The following is a 17,714-nucleotide window of genomic DNA, read 5'->3' as shown; positions in this document are numbered from 1 at the left end:
GCTTTCCAGGTTCCCGCTCTCGCGTTTCCCTTTCCGGCGGTTCCGACTCTATCAGATCCTTTCGGGCCTGATTCCCAGTCAGGGGGCTTGTCTTCTCGGCTGTTGGGCCGTTCCGACGAGTGAGACTTTAGCGGATTCCCGGCTCCCGAGCTAATCGGGGGCCACCGTCCTTTCGAACGTGGATTCCTCATTTCGCGAATACGCACGCCAATACAGCGACGGCAGACAGATCGACTGTCGTCGTTTGTTGGCTGGTACCTGCGGAATGGCTGTCCGGGGACCGACCGGGGTCGGCGCTCACGTCGGACAACTCGGAGAACACTACGTACGGGGCTGGGGAGTGTCAACTCAGGTCCGGACGGCTCCTCTGCGGCGTACGCTGGCAGGCATGACAACGCGTACGTGCACCCAGCAGTGGTGGGCCGCCTGACGGCGGCCGTGAGCACGTATGCACTCAACGGCCGCCGCCTCGGCGGCCGTTCGCGTATCTCCCTCCAGGACTCCTGAGGGTCGGCCGCCAGGAGCGGCGGTCTCGACCAGGAGGTGGAGAGATGACGCGGGTCTTCAGCGGGGTCAAGCCGACGGGGCATCTGACGCTGGGGAACTATCTGGGAGCCATGCGGCAGTGGGCCACGGTCGACCAGCACCGGGCGGAATCGCTGTTCTGCATCGTCGACCTGCATGCCCTGACCGTCGACCACGATCCGGCGCGGGTGCGTCGGCTGAGTCGGCAGGCGGCGACGCTGTTGCTGGCGTCGGGGCTGGACCCCGAGGCGTGCACCGTGTTCGTGCAGAGTCATGTGGACGAGCACGCGCGGCTGTCGTACGTACTGGAGTGTGTGGCCACGGACGGTGAGATGCGGCGCATGATCCAGTACAAGGAGAAGGCGGCTCGGGAGCGGGCGCGGGGCGGGAGTGTGCGGCTCTCGCTGCTCACGTATCCGGTGCTGATGGCCGCGGACATCCTGGCGTACGGGGCCGACGAGGTGCCGGTCGGGGACGACCAGGCGCAGCACGTGGAGCTGACGCGCGATCTGGCGGTGCGGTTCAACCAGCGGTACGGCTACACGTTCGTGGTGCCCCGGGCCACCGTGCCGAAGGTGGGTGCGCGGGTCATGAACCTCCAGGAGCCGACGTCGAAGATGGGGAAGTCCGACGACTCGGGGCCGGGGATCGTCTATCTGCTCGACGAACCGGACGCCGTGCGGAAGAAGGTCATGCGGGCCGTGACCGACAGCGGGCGGGACGTCGTGTACGACCGGGAGGCCCGGCCGGGGCCGGCGAATCTGTTGGAGATCCTCGCGTCCTGCACGGGTGGGAACCCATCGGAGCTGAGCGGTGTATATGAGTCGTACGGCGCCTTGAAGAAGGACACCGCCGAGGCCGTGGTCGAGGTCTTGAGGCCCGTGCAGGAGAGGCACAAGGAGTTGTGCGCGGATCCTGGCTATGTGGAGGGGGTGCTGCGGGATGGCGCGGAGAGGGCTCGGGCGATGGCCCGGCCGACCGTGGATGCCGCTTATCGCGCGATCGGGCTGCTTCCGGCCGCTTCGGCTTCGGATACGGCTGCTGTGGATACCGGCGCGCTCGATGGGGGTGTCGTGCTGAACGCTGCTCGGTAGGCACGGGGGCGGCTTCGTTCGCGTGGTGGCCACGAAGGACGTGGTGGCCGCTGCGGGGTGGCCGCCCCCGGTGGGGGGTCAGTCCTTCTTGCCGGAGGCCAGGGCGCGGCTGCGGTCGCGGGCGGCTTCGAGGGCGGCGATGAGGGCGGCGCGTACGCCGTGGTTCTCGAGTTCGCGGATGGCGTTGATGGTGGTGCCCGCGGGGGAAGTGACGTTCTCGCGGAGCTTCACCGGGTGTTCGCCGCTGTCGCGGAGCATCGTGGCGGCGCCGATCGCGGACTGGACGATCAGGTCGTGGGCCTTGTCGCGGGGCAGGCCGAGCAGGATGCCGGCGTCGGTCATGGCTTCGACCAGGTAGAAGAAGTAGGCCGGTCCGGAGCCGGAGAGGGCGGTGCAGGCGTCCTGCTGGGACTCGGGGACGCGGAGCGTCTTGCCGACGGCGCCGAAGATCTCCTCGGTGTGGGCGAGGTGGTCTGCGGTGGCGTGGGTGCCGGCGGAGATGACGGACATGGCCTCGTCGACCAGGGCGGGAGTGTTGGTCATGACGCGGACGACGGGGGTGCCGGTGGCGAGGCGCTCCTCGAAGAAGGAGGTGGGGATGCCGGCGGCGCCGCTGATGACCAGGCGGTCGGCCGGGACGTGCGGGGCGAGTTCGTCGAGGAGGGTGCCCATGTCCTGCGGTTTGACCGTGAGGATCAGGGTGTCGGCGGTCTTCGCGGCTTCCGGGTTGGTGACCGGGGCGACTCCGTAGCGATTGCGGAGTTCTTCGGCTCGCTCGGGGCGGCGGGCGGTGACCAGGAGGTCGGCCGGGGCCCAGCCGGCGCGGATCATTCCGCTGAGCAGGGCTTCGCCGATCTTGCCGGTGCCGAGGACTGCGACTTTCTGGCTCATGCGGTTCAGTCTGGCACCGGGGTGCGGCGGGCAGGGTGGGTGTCCGGTGGGCGGGACATGGGTCCGGGGGTTGCTGCTCTGTGTGGGAGGGGCGGCTGCCCCTTGTGGTGCGGTCCTATTCGGTCCTGCGCCTCAGTGTCGCCGCTCCCAGTCCCAGGACCAGCAGTGCGCAGCCCGCCACGATCAGTGCGTCGCGGACGAAGGTCGCTGTCATGTCCGTGTGCCTGAGGACCTCGTTCATGCCGTCGACGGCGTAGGACATGGGCAGGACGTCGGAGAGGGTCTCCAGGACGGGGTGCATGTCGTCGCGCGGGGTGAAGAGGCCGCAGAGGAGGAGTTGGGGGAAGATCACGGCCGGCATGAACTGGACGGCCTGGAATTCGGAGGCCGCGAAGGCGGAGACGAACAGGCCGAGGGCGGTGCCGAGCAGAGCGTCGAGCAGGGCGACCAGCAGCAGGAGCCAGGGGCTGCCGATGACGTCGAGACCGAGGAACCAGACGGCCAGGCCGGTCGCGAGGGTGGACTGGATGATCGCGAGAGCGCCGAAGGCGAGGGCGTAGCCGGCGATGAGGTCGCCTTTGCCGAGCGGCATGGCGAGGAGGCGTTCGAGGGTGCCGGAGGTGCGTTCGCGCAGGGTGGCGATGGAGGTGACCAGGAACATCGTGATCAGCGGGAAGATCCCGAGGAGGGAGGCGCCGATGCTGTCGAAGGTGCGCGGGCTGCCGTCGAAGACGTAGCGCAGCAGGAGCAGCATCAGGCACGGGATCAGGATCATCATCGCGATGGTGCGGGGGTCGTGGCGGAGCTGGCGCAGGACCCGGGCCGCGGTGGCGGTGGTGCGGGACAGGCTCAGGGCGCTGGTGGGGGCTGGCGCGAGACCGGTCGGGGTGGTCGTGGTCATCGCGTGTGCTCCTTGGTGCGGCTTGCCTCGACGGCCTGGTCGACCAGGTGGAGGAAGGCCTCCTCGACCGTGTCGGAGTGGGTGCGCGTGCGGAGGGCTTCGGGGGTGTCGTCGGCGAGGATCCGGCCCTCGCGCATCAGGAGGAGGCGGTGGCAGCGCTCGGCCTCGTCCATGACGTGGGAGGAGATGAGGAGGGTGGCGCCGCGGCGGGCGGCGATGTCGTGGAAGAGGTTCCACAGGTCGCGGCGCAGGACGGGGTCGAGACCGACGGTGGGTTCGTCGAGGACGAGGAGTTCGGGGGTGCCGAGCAGAGCGACGGCGAGGGAGACGCGGCTGCGCTGGCCGCCGGAGAGGTTGCCGACGAGGGAGTCGGCGTGGGTGGTGAGGTCGACGTCGTCGATGGCTCGGGTGACGTCGGATTGGCGGCGGTCGGCGGCGGCGCGGCCGGGGGCGAGGATCGCGGCGAAGTAGTCGAGGTTCTGGCGGACGGTCAGGTCGTCGTAGACGGAGGGGGCCTGGGTGACGTAGCCGATGCGGGTGCGCAGGGCGGGGTGGCCCGCGGGCCGGCCGAGGACGTCGAGGGTGCCGGTGACCTTGGCCTGGGTGCCGACGATCGAGCGCATCAGGGTGGACTTGCCGCAGCCCGAGGGGCCGAGGAGGCCGGTGATCTGGCCGCGTGGGACGTCGAAGGCGAGGTCGCGCAGGACGGTGCGGGGGCCTCGGACGACGGTGAGGCCGTCGGCGTGGACGGCGGGGGTGGCGGGGCTGGCGGGCCCTTCGTCCGTGGGGTCGGCGGATGGCCCGGGCTCTTTATTCATCATGCGATGAATAATCCTCGGGCGGGTCCGGGCCGTCAAGCGGTCCCGGTGCTGGGTCAGGTGTTGAGGGCGACCAGCAGCTCGACGTCGTAGGTCTCCTCGACGGTTCCGTCGGGGAACTGTTCCAGCAGGATCCTGCGCTCCTCGGTGAGGAAGGCGCTCGCGTGTTCCTCACCGGCGACCAGGAACAGCGAGTGGCTGCCGATGTTGGCGAGGTGGGTGTCGACGGGCACGCGGCGGCTCCAGCGGACCACTCGGTGGGCGAAGTCCAGGCGGCCGCTGGGGTCGGCCAGGGCGGACCGCGCTCCGTTGCCGTTCACCTCGACGGCCGGGTGGGCACCGTAGTCCTTGAAGTGCTCGGCGACCCGGTCGACCTGACCGGCGATCCAGGGGACGTCGAGGGCGTAGGTGTTCCACCACAGGGCCAGCGCACCGCCCGGCCGCAGCACGCGGCGGGCTTCCGGGACCGCGCGGGCGGGGTCGGTCCAGTGCCAGGACTGGGCGTAGGTGAGGAGATCGGCGGAGTCCGTGAGGAGGGGGAGGTCGTTGCCGTCGCCCCTGATGATCGGGATGCCGGGGTGGGTGCGACGGAACTGCTCGGCCATGCCGTCTCCGGGTTCGACCGCGACGACCTGGGCGCCTCGGGCGTGCAGCAGCGCGGTCGCTATCCCGGTGCCGGCTCCTACGTCGGCGACCCGGGCGCCGGTGAGAGGGTGCCCGGCGAGTTCCTCGATCGCGTCGAAGAGGGCGGGCGGGTAGGAGGGGCGGTTGGCGGCGTACTGGGCTGCGGCGGCGTTGAAGGAGTGGGCTCGGGTGCTGTGGAAGGAAGCGGCCATGAGGCCATGGTGGCCGGACGCGGATCGGGGCGCGGTGAGTTTACGGTGAGAGAACCGGTAGGAGAGGGACCGGAGTTGCGGGATGGGCGGCTCCGCGGCGTGGGCCAGCCGTCCAGCGGTGATGGGGGGCTGGGGCGCGGGGCGCTGGAACTGCCGACTGATCTCGGCGCGGATCTCCGCCCGGCTCTGGGCCCGGATCTCAGCCGGGCTCTCGGCCCCGCTCCCGGTCCGGATCTCAGCGGCGGCGCTTCTTCTTCGAGGGGTTGCCCGTGCGACGAGCACCGCGCTGCTCGTGCTCCCTGCGTGCGGCCTCGTACTCCCGCCGGTGCAGTTTCTCGCCCGGCGCCTCCGTGAGGGAGCGGAAGAAGTACGCGAGGAGGGACCCGACGAACCCGATGGCCAGGAGGCCGCGGAGGGAGGCTTGGCGGTCGGGGTCGGGGCGGTTGCCGAAGCCGTCCCAGGTGTTGCGGAAGGCCAGCGCGCTGCAGATCGCGAACATCGCGATGACGAGGACGGTCACGAAGCTGCCGGTGTCGGCGATCTGGAGGCCCTCGTAGGCGAAGCGGAGGATCAGGCAGGAGGCGACGGCGGCGGCGAGTGAGCCTGCTGCTGCGCCGACGCGGCGGAGGGCGTAGCCGTTGTCGTGGTGCACCCAGGTCGTGCCGAAGAGGCGGAGGGGTTCGGGGCGGGGGCCGCCCTCTGGGGAGCCCGCGGGGATGTCCTGGGTGCCGGATTCGTCGCTCACGGGACGATTATGGCTCCGGGACGGGGGCGGGCTCCCTTCGGGGATCAGCCGCAGCGCGATGCCACGTAGCCGTCGCGGCCGGTATTGACGTTGGTGTCCGAGACGAACTCGCCATTGGCGATGTTGTCCCAGATGTTCGACGTGCCGTAGTAGCCCGACACCGTCTCGCCCGGCGTCTGGCAGTAGATCGCCACCTTCGCGCCCTCGGGCAGGACGCGGACGATGCCGTACTGCGTGCCGGGTCCACGGCGGACGTTCAGTCGGAGATCCGGGGCGACGTCGTAGTAGTGAATGGCCGCCTCGGCGTGGGCGGCACCCACCATGAGGAAGGCGCCGGCGAGGGCCAGGAGCATGCCGGATCTGCGTTTCAGGGATGTCATGAGGATCCCCCCAGGGAGACTCAGGAGCAGCGGTCGGCGACGTAGCCGTCGCTGCCGGTCAGTACGTACGCGTCGGAGATGTACTGGCTGTTGCTGATGTTGTCCCAGATGTTGCTGGTGCCGTAGGGGCCGGTCACCGTGGTGCCGGGCGTCTGGCAGTAGATCGGCACCTTCGCGCCCTCGGGCAGTACCCGCACGACGCTGTAGCTCGTGCCGGGGCCGCTGCGGACGTTGAGACGGACTCCGGGCGCGATCGAGTAGTAGCGAACCGACGCCGTAGCCGTAGCCGTAGCCGTCAGGGCTTCGGTCTCCTTGAGGCCCTCGGTCTCTTCCACGTGGTCAACAGACATGAAAATCCTCCCCCGTTGCTCCCCATGACTGCCATGGGGTCCCGTTGATTCCCCTGAATCACGCCATGAAACACATGTACGTAACTCGCACGCGGAGACTAGCAAGCCGCCTCTGTCCCGTACGAGTCATCGACTAGGCTCCGTGCGTCGCGCGCGCGGACGATCAGCACGGGGGTGGTTCCATGGCGCCACAGGGCAACACCGGAGCGGGCGCGGAAGCGGAACTTCCCGAGTACGCCGGTCACTATCAACTGGAGTCATGCCTGGGGTCCGGCGGGATGGGCGTCGTGCATGTCGCGCGCAGCGCCTCGGGGATGAAGCTCGCGGTGAAGGTCGTCCATTCCGAGTTCGCCAAGGACCCGGAGTTCAGGGGGCGTTTCCGGCAGGAGGTGGCCGCGGCGCGGAAGGTGAGCGGGGCGTTCACCGCGTCCGTCGTCGATGCCGACCCCGATGCCGAACGGCCCTGGATGGCCACGCTGTTCATCCCCGGGCCGACTCTCTCGGACGAGGTGAAGCGGAACGGGCCCATGGCGCCCTCCGAGTTGCGTCGGCTGATGGCCGGGCTCGCCGAGGCGCTGCGCGACATCCACCGGGTCGGAGTGGTCCACCGGGATCTCAAGCCGAGCAATGTGCTGCTCGCCGAGGACGGGCCCAAGGTCATCGACTTCGGTATTTCTCGGCCAAAGGACAGCGAACTTCGCACCGAGACGGGCAAGTTGATCGGGACGCCGCCGTTCATGGCGCCGGAGCAGTTCCGGCGGCCCAGGGAGGTGGGTCCCGCCGCCGACATCTTCGCGCTCGGATCGGTGATGGTGCACGCGGCCACCGGGCGCGGGCCGTTCGACTCCGACAGTCCGTATGTCGTGGCCTACCAGGTCGTGCACGACGAGCCGGACCTGACGGGCGTACCGCAGAATCTCGCGCCGCTCATCGTGCGGTGCCTCGCCAAGGAGCCCGAGGACCGGCCCACCCCGGACGAGTTGATGCGGGAGCTGCGGTCGGTCGCGGCCTCGTACGACACGCAGGCGTTCATACCGGCACAGCGCACGGGTGATGTGCCGGAGCCGGGTCCGAAGAGGCCGGCGTCACCGCCGCGGAGGCGTCCGTCCGGAAAGGCCGTCCTCGCCGCCGTCGCGGCCGTGCTCGTCCTGGCCGGCGTCCTCGTCTGCGTGCAGGGACTCGGCGACGGTGGCGGCATCGCGGCGAAGAGCGGCGACAAGCCCACGGCCGCGGCTTCCGGGTTCGCCGGCTGGGAGGTGAACCCGGTTCCGAAGGGCACGGGTGCGGTGCAGTGCTCCTACGGCACCCGTCAGTTGGTCTGTGCGCGGCCCGGTACGGTCTTCGCCCTGGATCCGTCGGACGGCACCCTGCTGTGGCAGCGCTCCGTCGCCGAGTCGAGCCCGAGCAGAGCACCGGCCGTCGGGGGCGGTCTCGTACAGCCCATGGTGGACGAGGGACGACACCTGGAGGCGCTCGATCCCGCCGCGGGCAAGGTGCGTTGGCGACGGAACCTGCCCGCACATCACGCCCTGCAGGTCGCGGGGGACATGCTCCTGCTGACCCTTCTCGACGGAACGGTCACCGGGGTGGACGCCACCACGGGTGACTCCAAGTGGAGCCGACGGATGCCGGGGCAGCCGATGCCGACGTTCGTCTCGTTCGCCGGGGACCCGCTGGCCTACACCATGAACCTCTCCGGGGACGCCTCGACCACCCGGGTCACCGCGGTGGACCCGGCCACCGGAGCGGTGCGCTGGGACGCGCGGCTGAGCGGAAATCTGACTCCCGTGGGTGTGCACGACGGATCGGTCTTCTTCCTCGCCACGGACAACCAGTACGGCGACACGGACGCCGTCGTCCGCTACACCCCGGCCAGCGGGGCGTCGGACCGGGTGAAACTCCCGGTGGCGCGCTCCGACGCCCAGGCCACTGTGCACGGGAACGTGGTCTACGTCCTGGCGACCAACGGTTCCCTGGACGCCGTGGACACGGAGGCGGGCAAACGGCTCTGGACCCTCGAGACGTCCGTGAGCCGTGGTTCCGTACCGGTCGCCGACGCCCGCCATGTGTACTTCACCGCGGCCGACGGACGGCTCCTGGCCATCAGCGCCGCCGAAGGACGCCTCGTCGGGCAGACCCCGGCGCGCCTCGGCACGAACTCCGGCACTGTCGCCGGCGCGCTGCCCAAGCCCGTCCTCGCCGACGGTCACGTCTACGCCACCGCCCCCGACGGCACCGTCTTCGCCGTGGACACCCGCGTCCCCTCGGACTGGTAGCGCACCAAAAAACGGGGCCGCCCCCGAAAAGACGGCCCCAGGTCTGCCGGGGGTCTGGCCGGGGAGGCCTCAGCCCAGCTTCGACACGTCCCGCACCGCGCCCTTGTCCGCGCTGGTGGCCATCGCCGCGTAGGCGCGCAGCGCGGCCGAGACCTTGCGCTCGCGGTTCTTCGGGGCGTAGGCGCCGTCCAGTGCGGCCGCGCGACGGGCCAGCTCCTCGTCGTCGACCAGGAGCTCGATCGACCGGCCGGGGATGTCGATGCGGATGCGGTCGCCGTCCTCGACGAGGGCGATGGTGCCGCCGGCCGCGGCCTCCGGGGAGGCGTGGCCGATGGACAGGCCGGAGGTGCCGCCGGAGAAGCGGCCGTCGGTGATCAGGGCGCAGGCCTTGCCGAGGCCGCGGCCCTTCAGGTACGAGGTCGGGTAGAGCATCTCCTGCATGCCGGGGCCGCCCTTGGGGCCCTCGTAGCGGATGACGACGACGTCGCCCTCCTTGACCTGCTGGGTGAGGATCTTCTGAACGGCCTCCTCCTGCGACTCGCAGACGACGGCCGGGCCCTCGAACGTCCAGATCGACTCGTCGACGCCGGCCGTCTTCACGACACAGCCGTCGACCGCGAGGTTGCCCTTGAGGACTGCCAGGCCGCCGTCCTTGGAGTAGGCGTGCTCGGCGCTGCGGATGCAGCCCTCGGCGGCGTCCTCGTCCAGCGCCTCCCAGCGCTCCGACTGGGAGAAGGCCTCGGCGGAGCGGACACAGCCGGGGGCCGCGTGCCACAGCTCGAGGGCCTTCGCGGAAGGGGAGCCCCCGCGGACGTCCCACGTCTTCAGCCAGTCCGCCAGCGACGGGCTGTGCACCGAGTGCACGTCCTCGTTGAGCAGGCCCGCGCGGTGCAGTTCGCCGAGGAGGGCCGGGATGCCGCCCGCGCGGTGCACGTCCTCCATGTAGTACGTGCGGTTCTTCGCCACGTTCGGGGCGACCTTCGCGAGGCAGGGGACGCGGCGCGAGACCGCGTCGATCTCGGCGAGGCCGAAGGGGATCTCCGCCTCCTGGGCCGCCGCCAGCAGGTGCAGGATCGTGTTGGTGGAGCCGCCCATGGCGATGTCGAGCGCCATGGCGTTCTCGAACGCCGCGAAGGTGGCGACGTTGCGCGGCAGGACCGTCTCGTCGTCCTGCTCGTAGTAGCGCCGGGTGATGTCCATGACGGTGTCGGCCGCGTCGACGTACAGCTGCTTGCGGGCCGTGTGCGTGGCGAGGACCGAGCCGTTGCCGGGGAGGGAGAGGCCGATGGCCTCGGTCAGGCAGTTCATCGAGTTGGCGGTGAACATGCCGGAACAGCTGCCGCAGGTCGGGCAGGCGTTCTCCTCGATACGGAGCATGTCCGCGTCCGAGATCTTCTCGTTCACGGCCTCGGACATCGCGTCGACCAGGTCGAGGGTGCGGACCGTACCGTCCACGAGGGTCGCGCGGCCGGACTCCATCGGGCCGCCCGAGACGAAGACCGTGGGGATGTTGAGCCGCAGCGCGGCGTTCAGCATGCCCGGGGTGATCTTGTCGCAGTTGGAGATGCAGATCAGGGCGTCGGCGCAGTGGGCCTCGACCATGTACTCCACCGAGTCCGCGATCAGGTCGCGGGAGGGGAGGGAGTACAGCATGCCGCCGTGGCCCATCGCGATGCCGTCGTCGACGGCGATGGTGTTGAACTCGCGCGGGATGCCGCCGGCCGCGACGATCGCCTCGGAGACGATCCGGCCGACCGGCTGCAGGTGGGTGTGGCCCGGCACGAACTCCGTGAAGGAGTTGGCGACCGCGATGATCGGCTTGCGGCCGATGTCCGCACCGGGTACACCGGAGGCGCGCATAAGGGCGCGTGCGCCCGCCATGTTGCGGCCGTGGGTGACTGTGCGGGACCTCAGCTCGGGCATCGTCGCTCGCTCCTTCAGAGACGGTCGTCAGAGACTTCAGAGACGGTCGTACGAGACTTCTGACTGCTAACGAGCGTACGCCGGTCATCCAGGGTTCGGGACAAGGTGTCCGGAATGCGGGACGCCCGTCTCGGAGCAGCGTCTGGTCAGGGTCGGCCGGGATCCCGTCAGGGCCCGGTCAGATGGTGCTGCACCACCGGGGCCACTCGCGCGATGATCTGCTCGATGTCGGTCGAGGCCAGCGGCTCCACCTTGATCACGTACCGCAGCATGGCCGTCCCCACGAGCTGCGCGGCCGCCAGCTCGGCGCGCAGCTCGGCGTCCGGCAGGTCCAGCTGGTCGGAGATGCGGCGCAGCAGCTGGGCGGCGACGAGCCGGCGGAAGACGGTGGCCGCGGTCTCGTTGGTCACGGCGGAGCGGACGATCGCCAGGATGGGCAGGCGGGTCGCCGGGTTCTCCCAGACGCCGAAGATGAAGCGGGTCAGTCGCTCTCCGGCGTCCTCCAGCGGGCCCTCGGCGAGCGCGTCGGGGGTGCTCAGCGCGGGCGCGGCGGCGACCTCCACGGCCGCCTCGAAGACCTGTTCCTTGGTGCCGAAGTAGTGGTGGACCAGGGCCGAGTCGACTCCGGCGGCCTTGGCGATGCCACGCACGGAGGTCTTCTCGTAGCCCCGCTCGGAGAACTCCTCACGGGCCGCGACGAGGATCCGGTCACGGGTGCCGGCCGCGTCCGATTCCGTACGACGGGGCCGGCCGCGCTTCCGGGCGGTGACGTCGCTCACGGCCGGGACACCTGCATGGTCGCTTGGCTTCTCATCGCCGCGGCACCCTCACCGGCGTGGCCAGATGGAGGCGGGTGAAGGCCAGGGCCTCGGCGAGGTCGGCCTCGCGTTCGGCGCCGGACATCGCGCGGCGGGTGTTGACCTCGATGACGACATGGCCGTCGAAGCCGCTCAGCGCGAGGCGCTCCAGGAGCTCGGCGCAGGGCTGGGCGCCTCGGCCGGGCACGAGGTGCTCGTCCTTAGCGGAACCCTTGCCGTCGGCGAGATGGACGTGGCCGAGACGGTCCCCCATCCGGTCGACCATCTGCATCGCGTCGGTCCGGGAGGTCGCCGCGTGGCTGAGGTCGATCGTGAAGTGCCGGTAGTCGTCCTTGGTGACGTCCCAGTCGGGGGCGTAGGCGAGCATCTCGCGGTCGCGGTAGCGCCAGGGGTACATGTTCTCGACGGCGAACCGTACGTCCGTCTCGTCCGCCATCCGCCAGATCCCGCTGACGAAGTCGCGGGCGTACTGACGCTGCCAGCGGAACGGCGGGTGGACGACGACCGTGCTAGCGCCCAGCTTCTCGGCGGCCGCACGGGCGCGCTGGAGCTTGACCCAGGGGTCCGTGGACCACACCCGCTGCGTGATGAGCAGGCAGGGGGCGTGCACGGCGAGTATGGGGATGCCGTGGTAGTCGGAGAGGCGGCGCAGGGCCTCGATGTCCTGGCTGACCGGGTCGGTCCACACCATGACCTCGACGCCGTCGTATCCGAGGCGTGCGGCGATCTCGAAGGCCGTCGCCGTCGACTCCGGGTAGACCGAGGCCGTCGAGAGGGCGACCTTCGCATCCGGGATCCGTACGACTGGTTCTGCCACGGTCGTCAGCCTAAAGGGTTCGCCCGGGTGGATGTGGGGTGCCTGTTCGCCGTTGTGGTGATTGCCACGAGGCGGGTGTCGACCGGTGTGCGGTTGCTCTCGGCCTCAGAGACCTTGCGCCGGACCCATGTGATCAAGTCTGCGCAGAATGACGCCCTCCCTGAGCGCCCACGGGCAGATTTCCACCGTTTCCACCCCGAAAAGGTCCAACGCGCCCTCGGCCACCAGGGCGCCCGCCAGGAGCTGGTTCGCCCGGCCCTCGGAGACGCCCGGGAGTTCCGCCCGCTGGTCCGTCGTCATGCCGGCCAGCCTCGGGACCCAGGCCTCCAGGGACTCGCGCTTGAGTTCGCGCTGGACGTAGAGGCCCTCGGCGGAGCGGGCCGCGCCGGCCAGGCGGGCCAGCTGCTTGAAGGTCTTGGAGGTGGCGACCACGTGGTCGGGGGCGCCGAAGCGGGCGAACTCGCCGACCGTACGGGCGATCTGGGCGCGCACATGCCGTCGCAGGGCCCTGATGTCGTCCGGGTCCGGGGGGTCGCCGGGGAGCCAGCCCGCCGTGAGACGGCCCGCGCCCAGCGGGAGGGAGGCCACCGCGTCCGGCTGCTCGTCGATGCCGTAGGCGACCTCCAGGGAGCCGCCGCCGATGTCGAGGACCAGGAGCTTGCCCGCCGACCAGCCGAACCAGCGGCGGGCCGCGAGGAAGGTGAGACGGGCCTCCTCGGCGCCGGTGAGGACCTGGAGCTCGACGCCGGTCTCGGCCCGCACGCGCGCGAGGACGTCGTCGGCGTTGCCGGCCTCGCGGACGGCGGAGGTGGCGAACGGGAGCAGGTCCTCGACGCCCTTGTCCTCGGCGGCCTGGAGTGCGTCCTTGACGACCGCGACCAGCTTCTCGACGCCTTCGGGACTGATCGCCCCGGCCTCGTCGAGGAGTTCGGCAAGGCGCAGTTCCACCTTGTGCGAGTGCGCGGGCAGGGGGCGTGCGCCGTGGTGCGCGTCCACCACGAGCAGGTGCACCGTGTTCGAACCCACGTCGAGGACACCGAGTCTCATGGGGGGAACGCTACTGCCAGCTGGGCGTTCGACTGTCTCCGGAGGGGGCTCGGGCGACTTACCCTGGACGAGTGCCAAAGACGAAAAAGGTGAAGGACGACAAAACGGCCGCTTCTGCCGACGGTCCTTCGCGGGTGAAGCCACCGAAGCAGTCGCGGAAGGCCCTGAAGGCTCTGAAGGCCGACGAGAAGGGGCTCGACTTCGCGCGCGCGTGGGTGGAGTTTCCGGATCCGGCGGACGACGAGCAGGTCTTCCGCTGCGATCTGACCTGGCTGACCTCTCGGTGGAACTGCATCTTCGGCAGCGGCTGCCAGGGCATCCAGGCGGGCCGCGCGGACGACGGGTGCTGCACTCTGGGTGCCCACTTCTCCGACGAGGACGACGAGAAGCGGGTCGCCGAGCACGTGGCGCGGCTCACTCCGGACATCTGGCAGCACCACGCCGCGGGCACGACGGGCGGCTGGGTCTCGGAGGACGAGGACGGCGACCGGCAGACCCGGCCCTTCCAGGGCTCCTGCATCTTCCAGAACCGGCCCGGCTTCGCCGGCGGCCAGGGCTGCTCGCTGCACATCCTGGCGCTGCGGGAGGGCCGCGAGCCGCTGGAGACCAAGCCGGACGTGTGCTGGCAGCTGCCGGTGCGGCGGACGTACGACTGGATCGACCGGCCCGACGACACGCGCGTGCTCCAGGTGTCGATCGGCGAGTACGACCGGCGCGGCTGGGGTCCGGGCGGCCACGACCTGCACTGGTGGTGCACCTCGGCGACCTCGGCACACGGCGCCGGTGACCCGGTCTACGTCTCCTACCGCCCCGAACTGATCGAACTGATGGGCAAGGCCGGCTACGACCGCCTGGTCGAACTCTGCGAGCAGCGCCTGGCCTCCCAACTGCCCCTGCTGGCACCGCATCCGGCGGACCCGACCGTCTGAGCGGCGGAAACGCATCCGCTATGACGTGGACGGGCTCGGCTCGTCACTGCCCGTCGGTGAGGATGACGGGCTCGCCGAGTCGGACGGGGTGGGGTCCGGCGGGGTCGGGGAGGGGGACGAGGACGGCGGGTCGCTCGGAGTGGGATCCGAGGGGGACGAGGCCGTGGGACTGGGGCTGGGCGGGGGTGTCGTCGGCTCGCCGGGGGCGGACGGCGCGGGGGCCGTGCCGTAGCCCTGGATGGTGACGACGGCACCGGCCGGGGCGATCGCCACGCGCGCGCTCCAGGGGCCGGACGGCTCGCGCAGATGGTCGACGTACACCTTGATCGTCAACGACTCGCCGGCCTTCAAGGTTCCTGCGGACTGGCTCAGGTAGAGCCAGGAGGCGCCCGTGGTGGCGGACCAGCGGACCGGGGCGTCGCCGGTCGCGGTGAGGGTGATCAGGGTGGTGTCGCCGTCGTTGCCGGCGTCGACCTGCAGGTGTCCGGCGCCCTTCTTGCCGGCGCCCGCGACGCTCACGACCTCCACGGAGACGTCGGGCCTGCCGTCCTTGGCGAAACGGGTGCCGGGTCTCGTGCTCGCGTTGCCGGCGTTCTGGTAGCCGCCGCTCGCCACCACGCCGTCCAGGCTGTCGGGGCCGTGCGCCTCGCTGGCGGTGGCGGAGTGGCCGTCGGCCCCCTCGCCCGGACCGCCCCGGTAGGCGGCCCACAGGGCGAGCACGGGGGCGGCGACGACGGTGGCGACGACGGTCGTGGTCACGGCACGCGCACGGAGGCGGTCGCGGCGGGCGGCCCGGTCCTTGGGGTCCATCGGGAAGCCACGCCGGTCGAAGCGGGGCACGGCCGCGCCACGCGCGCGTGGCGGGTGCGCCGACGCCATGTGCAGGGCCGCGCGGGGCGCTTCGAGCACGGGCAGCTCGGCGGGCGTGGTCATGGCGCCGGGCCAGCGGCCGGGGATCGCGCGCTCGGCACTGCGGCGACAGCGCGGGCAGTCGTCGACATGACGCACGAGTTCGCGGCGCAGGGCGGAGCTGAGCACGAACTGGTTGTCGCCGGTGAGCCGCGCCACGCTCGGACAGTCACCGGTCTCGACGACGGCGAGGGCCGCGCGGGTGCGCTCTACCTCGCAGGCGGCGGAGGCGAGCAGTTCGCGGGCTCCGGCGAGGTCCATGCCGAGGACGGCGGCGACCTCGTGGGCGGCGAGGTGGTGGCGTACGGCGAGTTCGAGCGCCTCGCGCTGCTCGGGAGTCGTACCGGCCGCCTCCGGCCAGGCCAGCAGGGAGAGTTCGCGGCGCCGCGACTCCAGGACGTCCTCGGCGACCGGGGGTCGGGCGGGGTCCTGGGCAGCTCCGTGACGACCCGCCGCGTGCGTGGCCTGACGTTTCTGCTTGGCCTCCGCCAGCTTGCGCAGACAGGCCCAGCGGGCCAGCGCGTACAGCCAGGCCCTGCGGTCGCCGGCCGCGTCCGGGCCGCCGCGCTTGTCGGCGAGCGCGAGGACGTCCCCGAGGGCGGCGGTCGCCGCGTCGTGGTCGCACAGCACGGACAGGCAGTAGGTGAACAGGCCGTCCAGGTACGGCTCGTAGCGCGCGGTCGGCCGCTGCGCCAGCGTGCGCGCCGCAGCGCGGTCGCGCTCCTGCCGTTGCGCCCGGTGCGCGCCGGTGGTGCGGGTCGAGGTCTCCGGACTGCTGCTCATCATCCGTGGACCGTAGGACGCGAAAGATGGCCCCTTCCTGCACCTTGAGCACTTTTACTCCGTACGGGTGAAACGATCCCTCAATCGGGGACAGGAACCCCGGATTCCATGGCTCGTTCCCGTCGTGACGTGGCCGATTCACGCGCCGGGGCGCGGGACGGTCCGGGGCCGGGACGCATGCCGTCCGGCGGGCGGCGGCAGGCGTTGTCAGTGGCGGCGGTTACGGTTCGTGCATGGCTGCCCGTACGAAGTCCGCCAAGGAGCGCCCGTCCTACCGCTGCACCGAGTGCGGCTGGCAGACGGCCAAGTGGCTCGGTCGCTGCCCCGAGTGCCAGGCCTGGGGGACGATCGAGGAGTACGGCGCGCCCGCGGTGCGTACGACGACACCCGGCCGTGTCACCACCTCCGCCGTGCCGATCGGCCAGGTCGACGGCCGCCAGGCCACCGCCCGCTCCACCGGCGTGCCCGAGCTGGACCGGGTGCTCGGCGGCGGTCTCGTGCCCGGCGCGGTGGTGCTCCTCGCGGGCGAGCCCGGCGTCGGCAAGTCCACGCTCCTGCTGGACGTGGCGGCCAAGTCGGCGAGCGACGAGCACCGCACGCTCTATGTGACCGGCGAGGAGTCCGCGAGCCAGGTCCGGATGCGCGCCGACCGCATCCGCGCGATCGACGACCACCTGTATCTCGCCGCCGAGACCGACCTGTCCGCGGTCCTCGGACATCTGGACGCGGTGAAGCCGTCGCTGCTGATCCTCGACTCGGTGCAGACGGTGGCCTCCCCGGAGATCGACGGCGCCCCGGGCGGCATGGCCCAGGTGCGCGAGGTCGCCGGGGCGCTGATCCGGGTCTCCAAGGAGCGCGGGATGTCCACCCTCCTGGTGGGCCATGTCACCAAGGACGGCGCGATCGCCGGCCCGCGCCTGCTGGAGCACCTGGTGGACGTGGTCCTGAGCTTCGAGGGCGACCGGCACGCGCGCCTCAGGCTCGTACGGGGCGTCAAGAACCGCTACGGCGCCACCGACGAGGTCGGCTGCTTCGAGCTGCACGACGAGGGCATCACGGGCCTCGCGGACCCAAGCGGACTTTTCCTGACACGTCGTGATGAACCGGTCCCCGGTACCTGCCTCACCGTCACCCTGGAGGGCCGCCGTCCTCTGGTGGCCGAGGTGCAGGCGCTCACCGTCGACTCCCAGATCCCCTCGCCCCGGCGCACCACCTCGGGTCTGGAGACCTCCCGCGTCTCGATGATGCTCGCCGTCCTGGAGCAGCGGGGCCGGATCAGCGCCCTCGGCAAGCGGGACATCTACTCCGCGACGGTCGGTGGGGTAAAGCTTTCGGAACCTGCCGCGGACCTGGCGATCGCCCTCGCCCTGGCGTCGGCGGCCAGCGACACCCCGCTGCCCAAGAACCTCGTCGCGATCGGCGAGGTGGGGCTCGCGGGCGAGGTCAGACGGGTCACGGGCGTCCAGCGCAGGCTCTCCGAGGCACACCGTCTGGGCTTCACGCACGCGCTCGTACCGGGCGATCCCGGCAAGATCCCGGCCGGCATGAAGGTCCTGGAAGTCGCGGACATAGGGGACGCCCTGAGGGTCCTTCCGCGCTCGCGTCGGCGGGAGGCCCCACGGGACGAGGAGGACCGCCGGTAGACTTTGCCCTGGTCTCGCCCGTCCGTACG

General features: G+C 71.0%; 16 protein-coding genes. 4 read left to right on the top strand and 12 right to left on the bottom strand.

Going from position 1 to position 17,714, the window contains the following annotated elements:
* Positions 1-551 precede the first annotated feature (551 nt).
* Positions 552-1,619: a tryptophan--tRNA ligase gene (gene trpS / locus ACGFWE_RS29275; RefSeq protein ID WP_393602770.1), complete on the top strand. Its 1,068-nt coding sequence runs from the start codon at positions 552-554 to the stop codon at positions 1,617-1,619.
* Between the two features lie 78 nt (positions 1,620-1,697).
* Here trpS and proC read toward each other — a convergent pair whose 3' ends face one another.
* The 7 genes from proC to ACGFWE_RS29240 all read right to left on the bottom strand — a co-directional run bounded on the left by proC (position 1,698) and on the right by ACGFWE_RS29240 (position 6,540).
* The gene (gene proC, locus ACGFWE_RS29270) at positions 1,698-2,510 is read right to left on the bottom strand and encodes a pyrroline-5-carboxylate reductase (protein ID WP_352388012.1); all 813 of its coding nucleotides are present in this window, start codon (positions 2,508-2,510) and stop codon (positions 1,698-1,700) included.
* 115 nt (positions 2,511-2,625) lie between these two features.
* Positions 2,626-3,411, bottom strand: coding sequence for an ABC transporter permease (locus ACGFWE_RS29265; RefSeq protein WP_352388010.1), 786 nt, complete (start codon positions 3,409-3,411; stop codon positions 2,626-2,628).
* Entirely contained in the window at positions 3,408-4,232 is an 825-nt protein-coding gene (locus ACGFWE_RS29260; RefSeq protein ID WP_393602767.1) for an ABC transporter ATP-binding protein, read from the bottom strand. Before ACGFWE_RS29260 ends, ACGFWE_RS29265 begins: the two co-directional genes overlap by 4 nt.
* A 53-nt stretch (positions 4,233-4,285) precedes the next feature.
* Entirely contained in the window at positions 4,286-5,065 is a 780-nt protein-coding gene (locus ACGFWE_RS29255; protein WP_393602765.1) for a class I SAM-dependent methyltransferase, read from the bottom strand.
* A 235-nt stretch (positions 5,066-5,300) separates the two neighbouring features.
* On the bottom strand, positions 5,301-5,810 hold the full coding sequence (locus ACGFWE_RS29250; protein ID WP_352388004.1) for an EamA/RhaT family transporter: 510 nt from the start codon (positions 5,808-5,810) through the stop codon (positions 5,301-5,303).
* Positions 5,811-5,854: 44 nt separating this feature from the next.
* Entirely contained in the window at positions 5,855-6,163 is a 309-nt protein-coding gene (locus ACGFWE_RS29245; RefSeq protein ID WP_352388085.1) for an SH3 domain-containing protein, read from the bottom strand.
* Positions 6,164-6,210: 47 nt separating this feature from the next.
* The gene (locus ACGFWE_RS29240) at positions 6,211-6,540 is read right to left on the bottom strand and encodes an SH3 domain-containing protein (RefSeq protein WP_393602763.1); all 330 of its coding nucleotides are present in this window, start codon (positions 6,538-6,540) and stop codon (positions 6,211-6,213) included.
* 182 nt (positions 6,541-6,722) lie between these two features.
* Between ACGFWE_RS29240 and ACGFWE_RS29235 the strand changes: the two genes are divergently transcribed.
* Entirely contained in the window at positions 6,723-8,816 is a 2,094-nt protein-coding gene (locus tag ACGFWE_RS29235; protein ID WP_393602761.1) for a serine/threonine-protein kinase, read from the top strand.
* Between the two features lie 69 nt (positions 8,817-8,885).
* Here ACGFWE_RS29235 and ilvD read toward each other — a convergent pair whose 3' ends face one another.
* The 4 genes from ilvD to ACGFWE_RS29215 form a co-directional block, all read right to left on the bottom strand.
* Positions 8,886-10,739, bottom strand: coding sequence for a dihydroxy-acid dehydratase (gene ilvD, locus ACGFWE_RS29230; RefSeq protein ID WP_352387998.1), 1,854 nt, complete (start codon positions 10,737-10,739; stop codon positions 8,886-8,888).
* Between the two features lie 167 nt (positions 10,740-10,906).
* Positions 10,907-11,518, bottom strand: coding sequence for a TetR family transcriptional regulator (locus ACGFWE_RS29225; protein ID WP_352387996.1), 612 nt, complete (start codon positions 11,516-11,518; stop codon positions 10,907-10,909).
* Between the two features lie 31 nt (positions 11,519-11,549).
* The gene (locus ACGFWE_RS29220) at positions 11,550-12,374 is read right to left on the bottom strand and encodes a sugar phosphate isomerase/epimerase (RefSeq protein ID WP_352387994.1); all 825 of its coding nucleotides are present in this window, start codon (positions 12,372-12,374) and stop codon (positions 11,550-11,552) included.
* Positions 12,375-12,479: 105 nt separating this feature from the next.
* Positions 12,480-13,421, bottom strand: a complete 942-nt coding sequence (locus ACGFWE_RS29215; protein ID WP_352387992.1) for a Ppx/GppA phosphatase family protein — start codon at positions 13,419-13,421, stop codon at positions 12,480-12,482.
* Positions 13,422-13,492: 71 nt separating this feature from the next.
* On the opposite strand from ACGFWE_RS29215, the gene ACGFWE_RS29210 reads away from it, so the two are divergent.
* Positions 13,493-14,350: a hypothetical protein gene (locus tag ACGFWE_RS29210; protein WP_393602758.1), complete on the top strand. Its 858-nt coding sequence runs from the start codon at positions 13,493-13,495 to the stop codon at positions 14,348-14,350.
* An 18-nt stretch (positions 14,351-14,368) separates the two neighbouring features.
* Here the strand turns inward: ACGFWE_RS29210 and ACGFWE_RS29205 are convergent, their stop codons facing one another.
* Positions 14,369-16,045: a hypothetical protein gene (locus tag ACGFWE_RS29205; RefSeq protein WP_352387988.1), complete on the bottom strand. Its 1,677-nt coding sequence runs from the start codon at positions 16,043-16,045 to the stop codon at positions 14,369-14,371.
* Positions 16,046-16,275: 230 nt separating this feature from the next.
* On the opposite strand from ACGFWE_RS29205, the gene radA reads away from it, so the two are divergent.
* A complete protein-coding gene (radA, locus tag ACGFWE_RS29200; protein WP_352387986.1) occupies positions 16,276-17,685 on the top strand; it encodes a DNA repair protein RadA in 1,410 nt (469 codons plus the stop codon).
* Positions 17,686-17,714: the final 29 nt, after the last annotated feature.

It is taken from the genome of Streptomyces sp. NPDC048523 (genome assembly GCF_043199815.1).
Classification (GTDB): domain Bacteria; phylum Actinomycetota; class Actinomycetes; order Streptomycetales; family Streptomycetaceae; genus Streptomyces.
The sequence above is the reverse complement of the archived record's forward strand: the minus strand, read 5'-3'. Positions and strand labels throughout refer to the sequence as shown.

Coding starts and splice junctions, on each gene's coding strand:
- ilvD (WP_352387998.1), bottom strand. CDS start 10,739: ATGCCCGAGCTGAGGTCCCGCACAGTCACCCACGGCCGCAACATGGCG.
- radA (WP_352387986.1), top strand. CDS start 16,276: ATGGCTGCCCGTACGAAGTCCGCCAAGGAGCGCCCGTCCTACCGCTGC.
- ACGFWE_RS29215 (WP_352387992.1), bottom strand. CDS start 13,421: ATGAGACTCGGTGTCCTCGACGTGGGTTCGAACACGGTGCACCTGCTC.
- ACGFWE_RS29260 (WP_393602767.1), bottom strand. CDS start 4,232: ATGATGAATAAAGAGCCCGGGCCATCCGCCGACCCCACGGACGAAGGG.
- ACGFWE_RS29255 (WP_393602765.1), bottom strand. CDS start 5,065: ATGGCCGCTTCCTTCCACAGCACCCGAGCCCACTCCTTCAACGCCGCC.
- ACGFWE_RS29245 (WP_352388085.1), bottom strand. CDS start 6,163: ATGCTCCTGGCCCTCGCCGGCGCCTTCCTCATGGTGGGTGCCGCCCAC.
- ACGFWE_RS29265 (WP_352388010.1), bottom strand. CDS start 3,411: ATGACCACGACCACCCCGACCGGTCTCGCGCCAGCCCCCACCAGCGCC.
- ACGFWE_RS29205 (WP_352387988.1), bottom strand. CDS start 16,045: ATGATGAGCAGCAGTCCGGAGACCTCGACCCGCACCACCGGCGCGCAC.
- proC (WP_352388012.1), bottom strand. CDS start 2,510: ATGAGCCAGAAAGTCGCAGTCCTCGGCACCGGCAAGATCGGCGAAGCC.
- ACGFWE_RS29235 (WP_393602761.1), top strand. CDS start 6,723: ATGGCGCCACAGGGCAACACCGGAGCGGGCGCGGAAGCGGAACTTCCC.
- ACGFWE_RS29240 (WP_393602763.1), bottom strand. CDS start 6,540: ATGTCTGTTGACCACGTGGAAGAGACCGAGGGCCTCAAGGAGACCGAA.
- trpS (WP_393602770.1), top strand. CDS start 552: ATGACGCGGGTCTTCAGCGGGGTCAAGCCGACGGGGCATCTGACGCTG.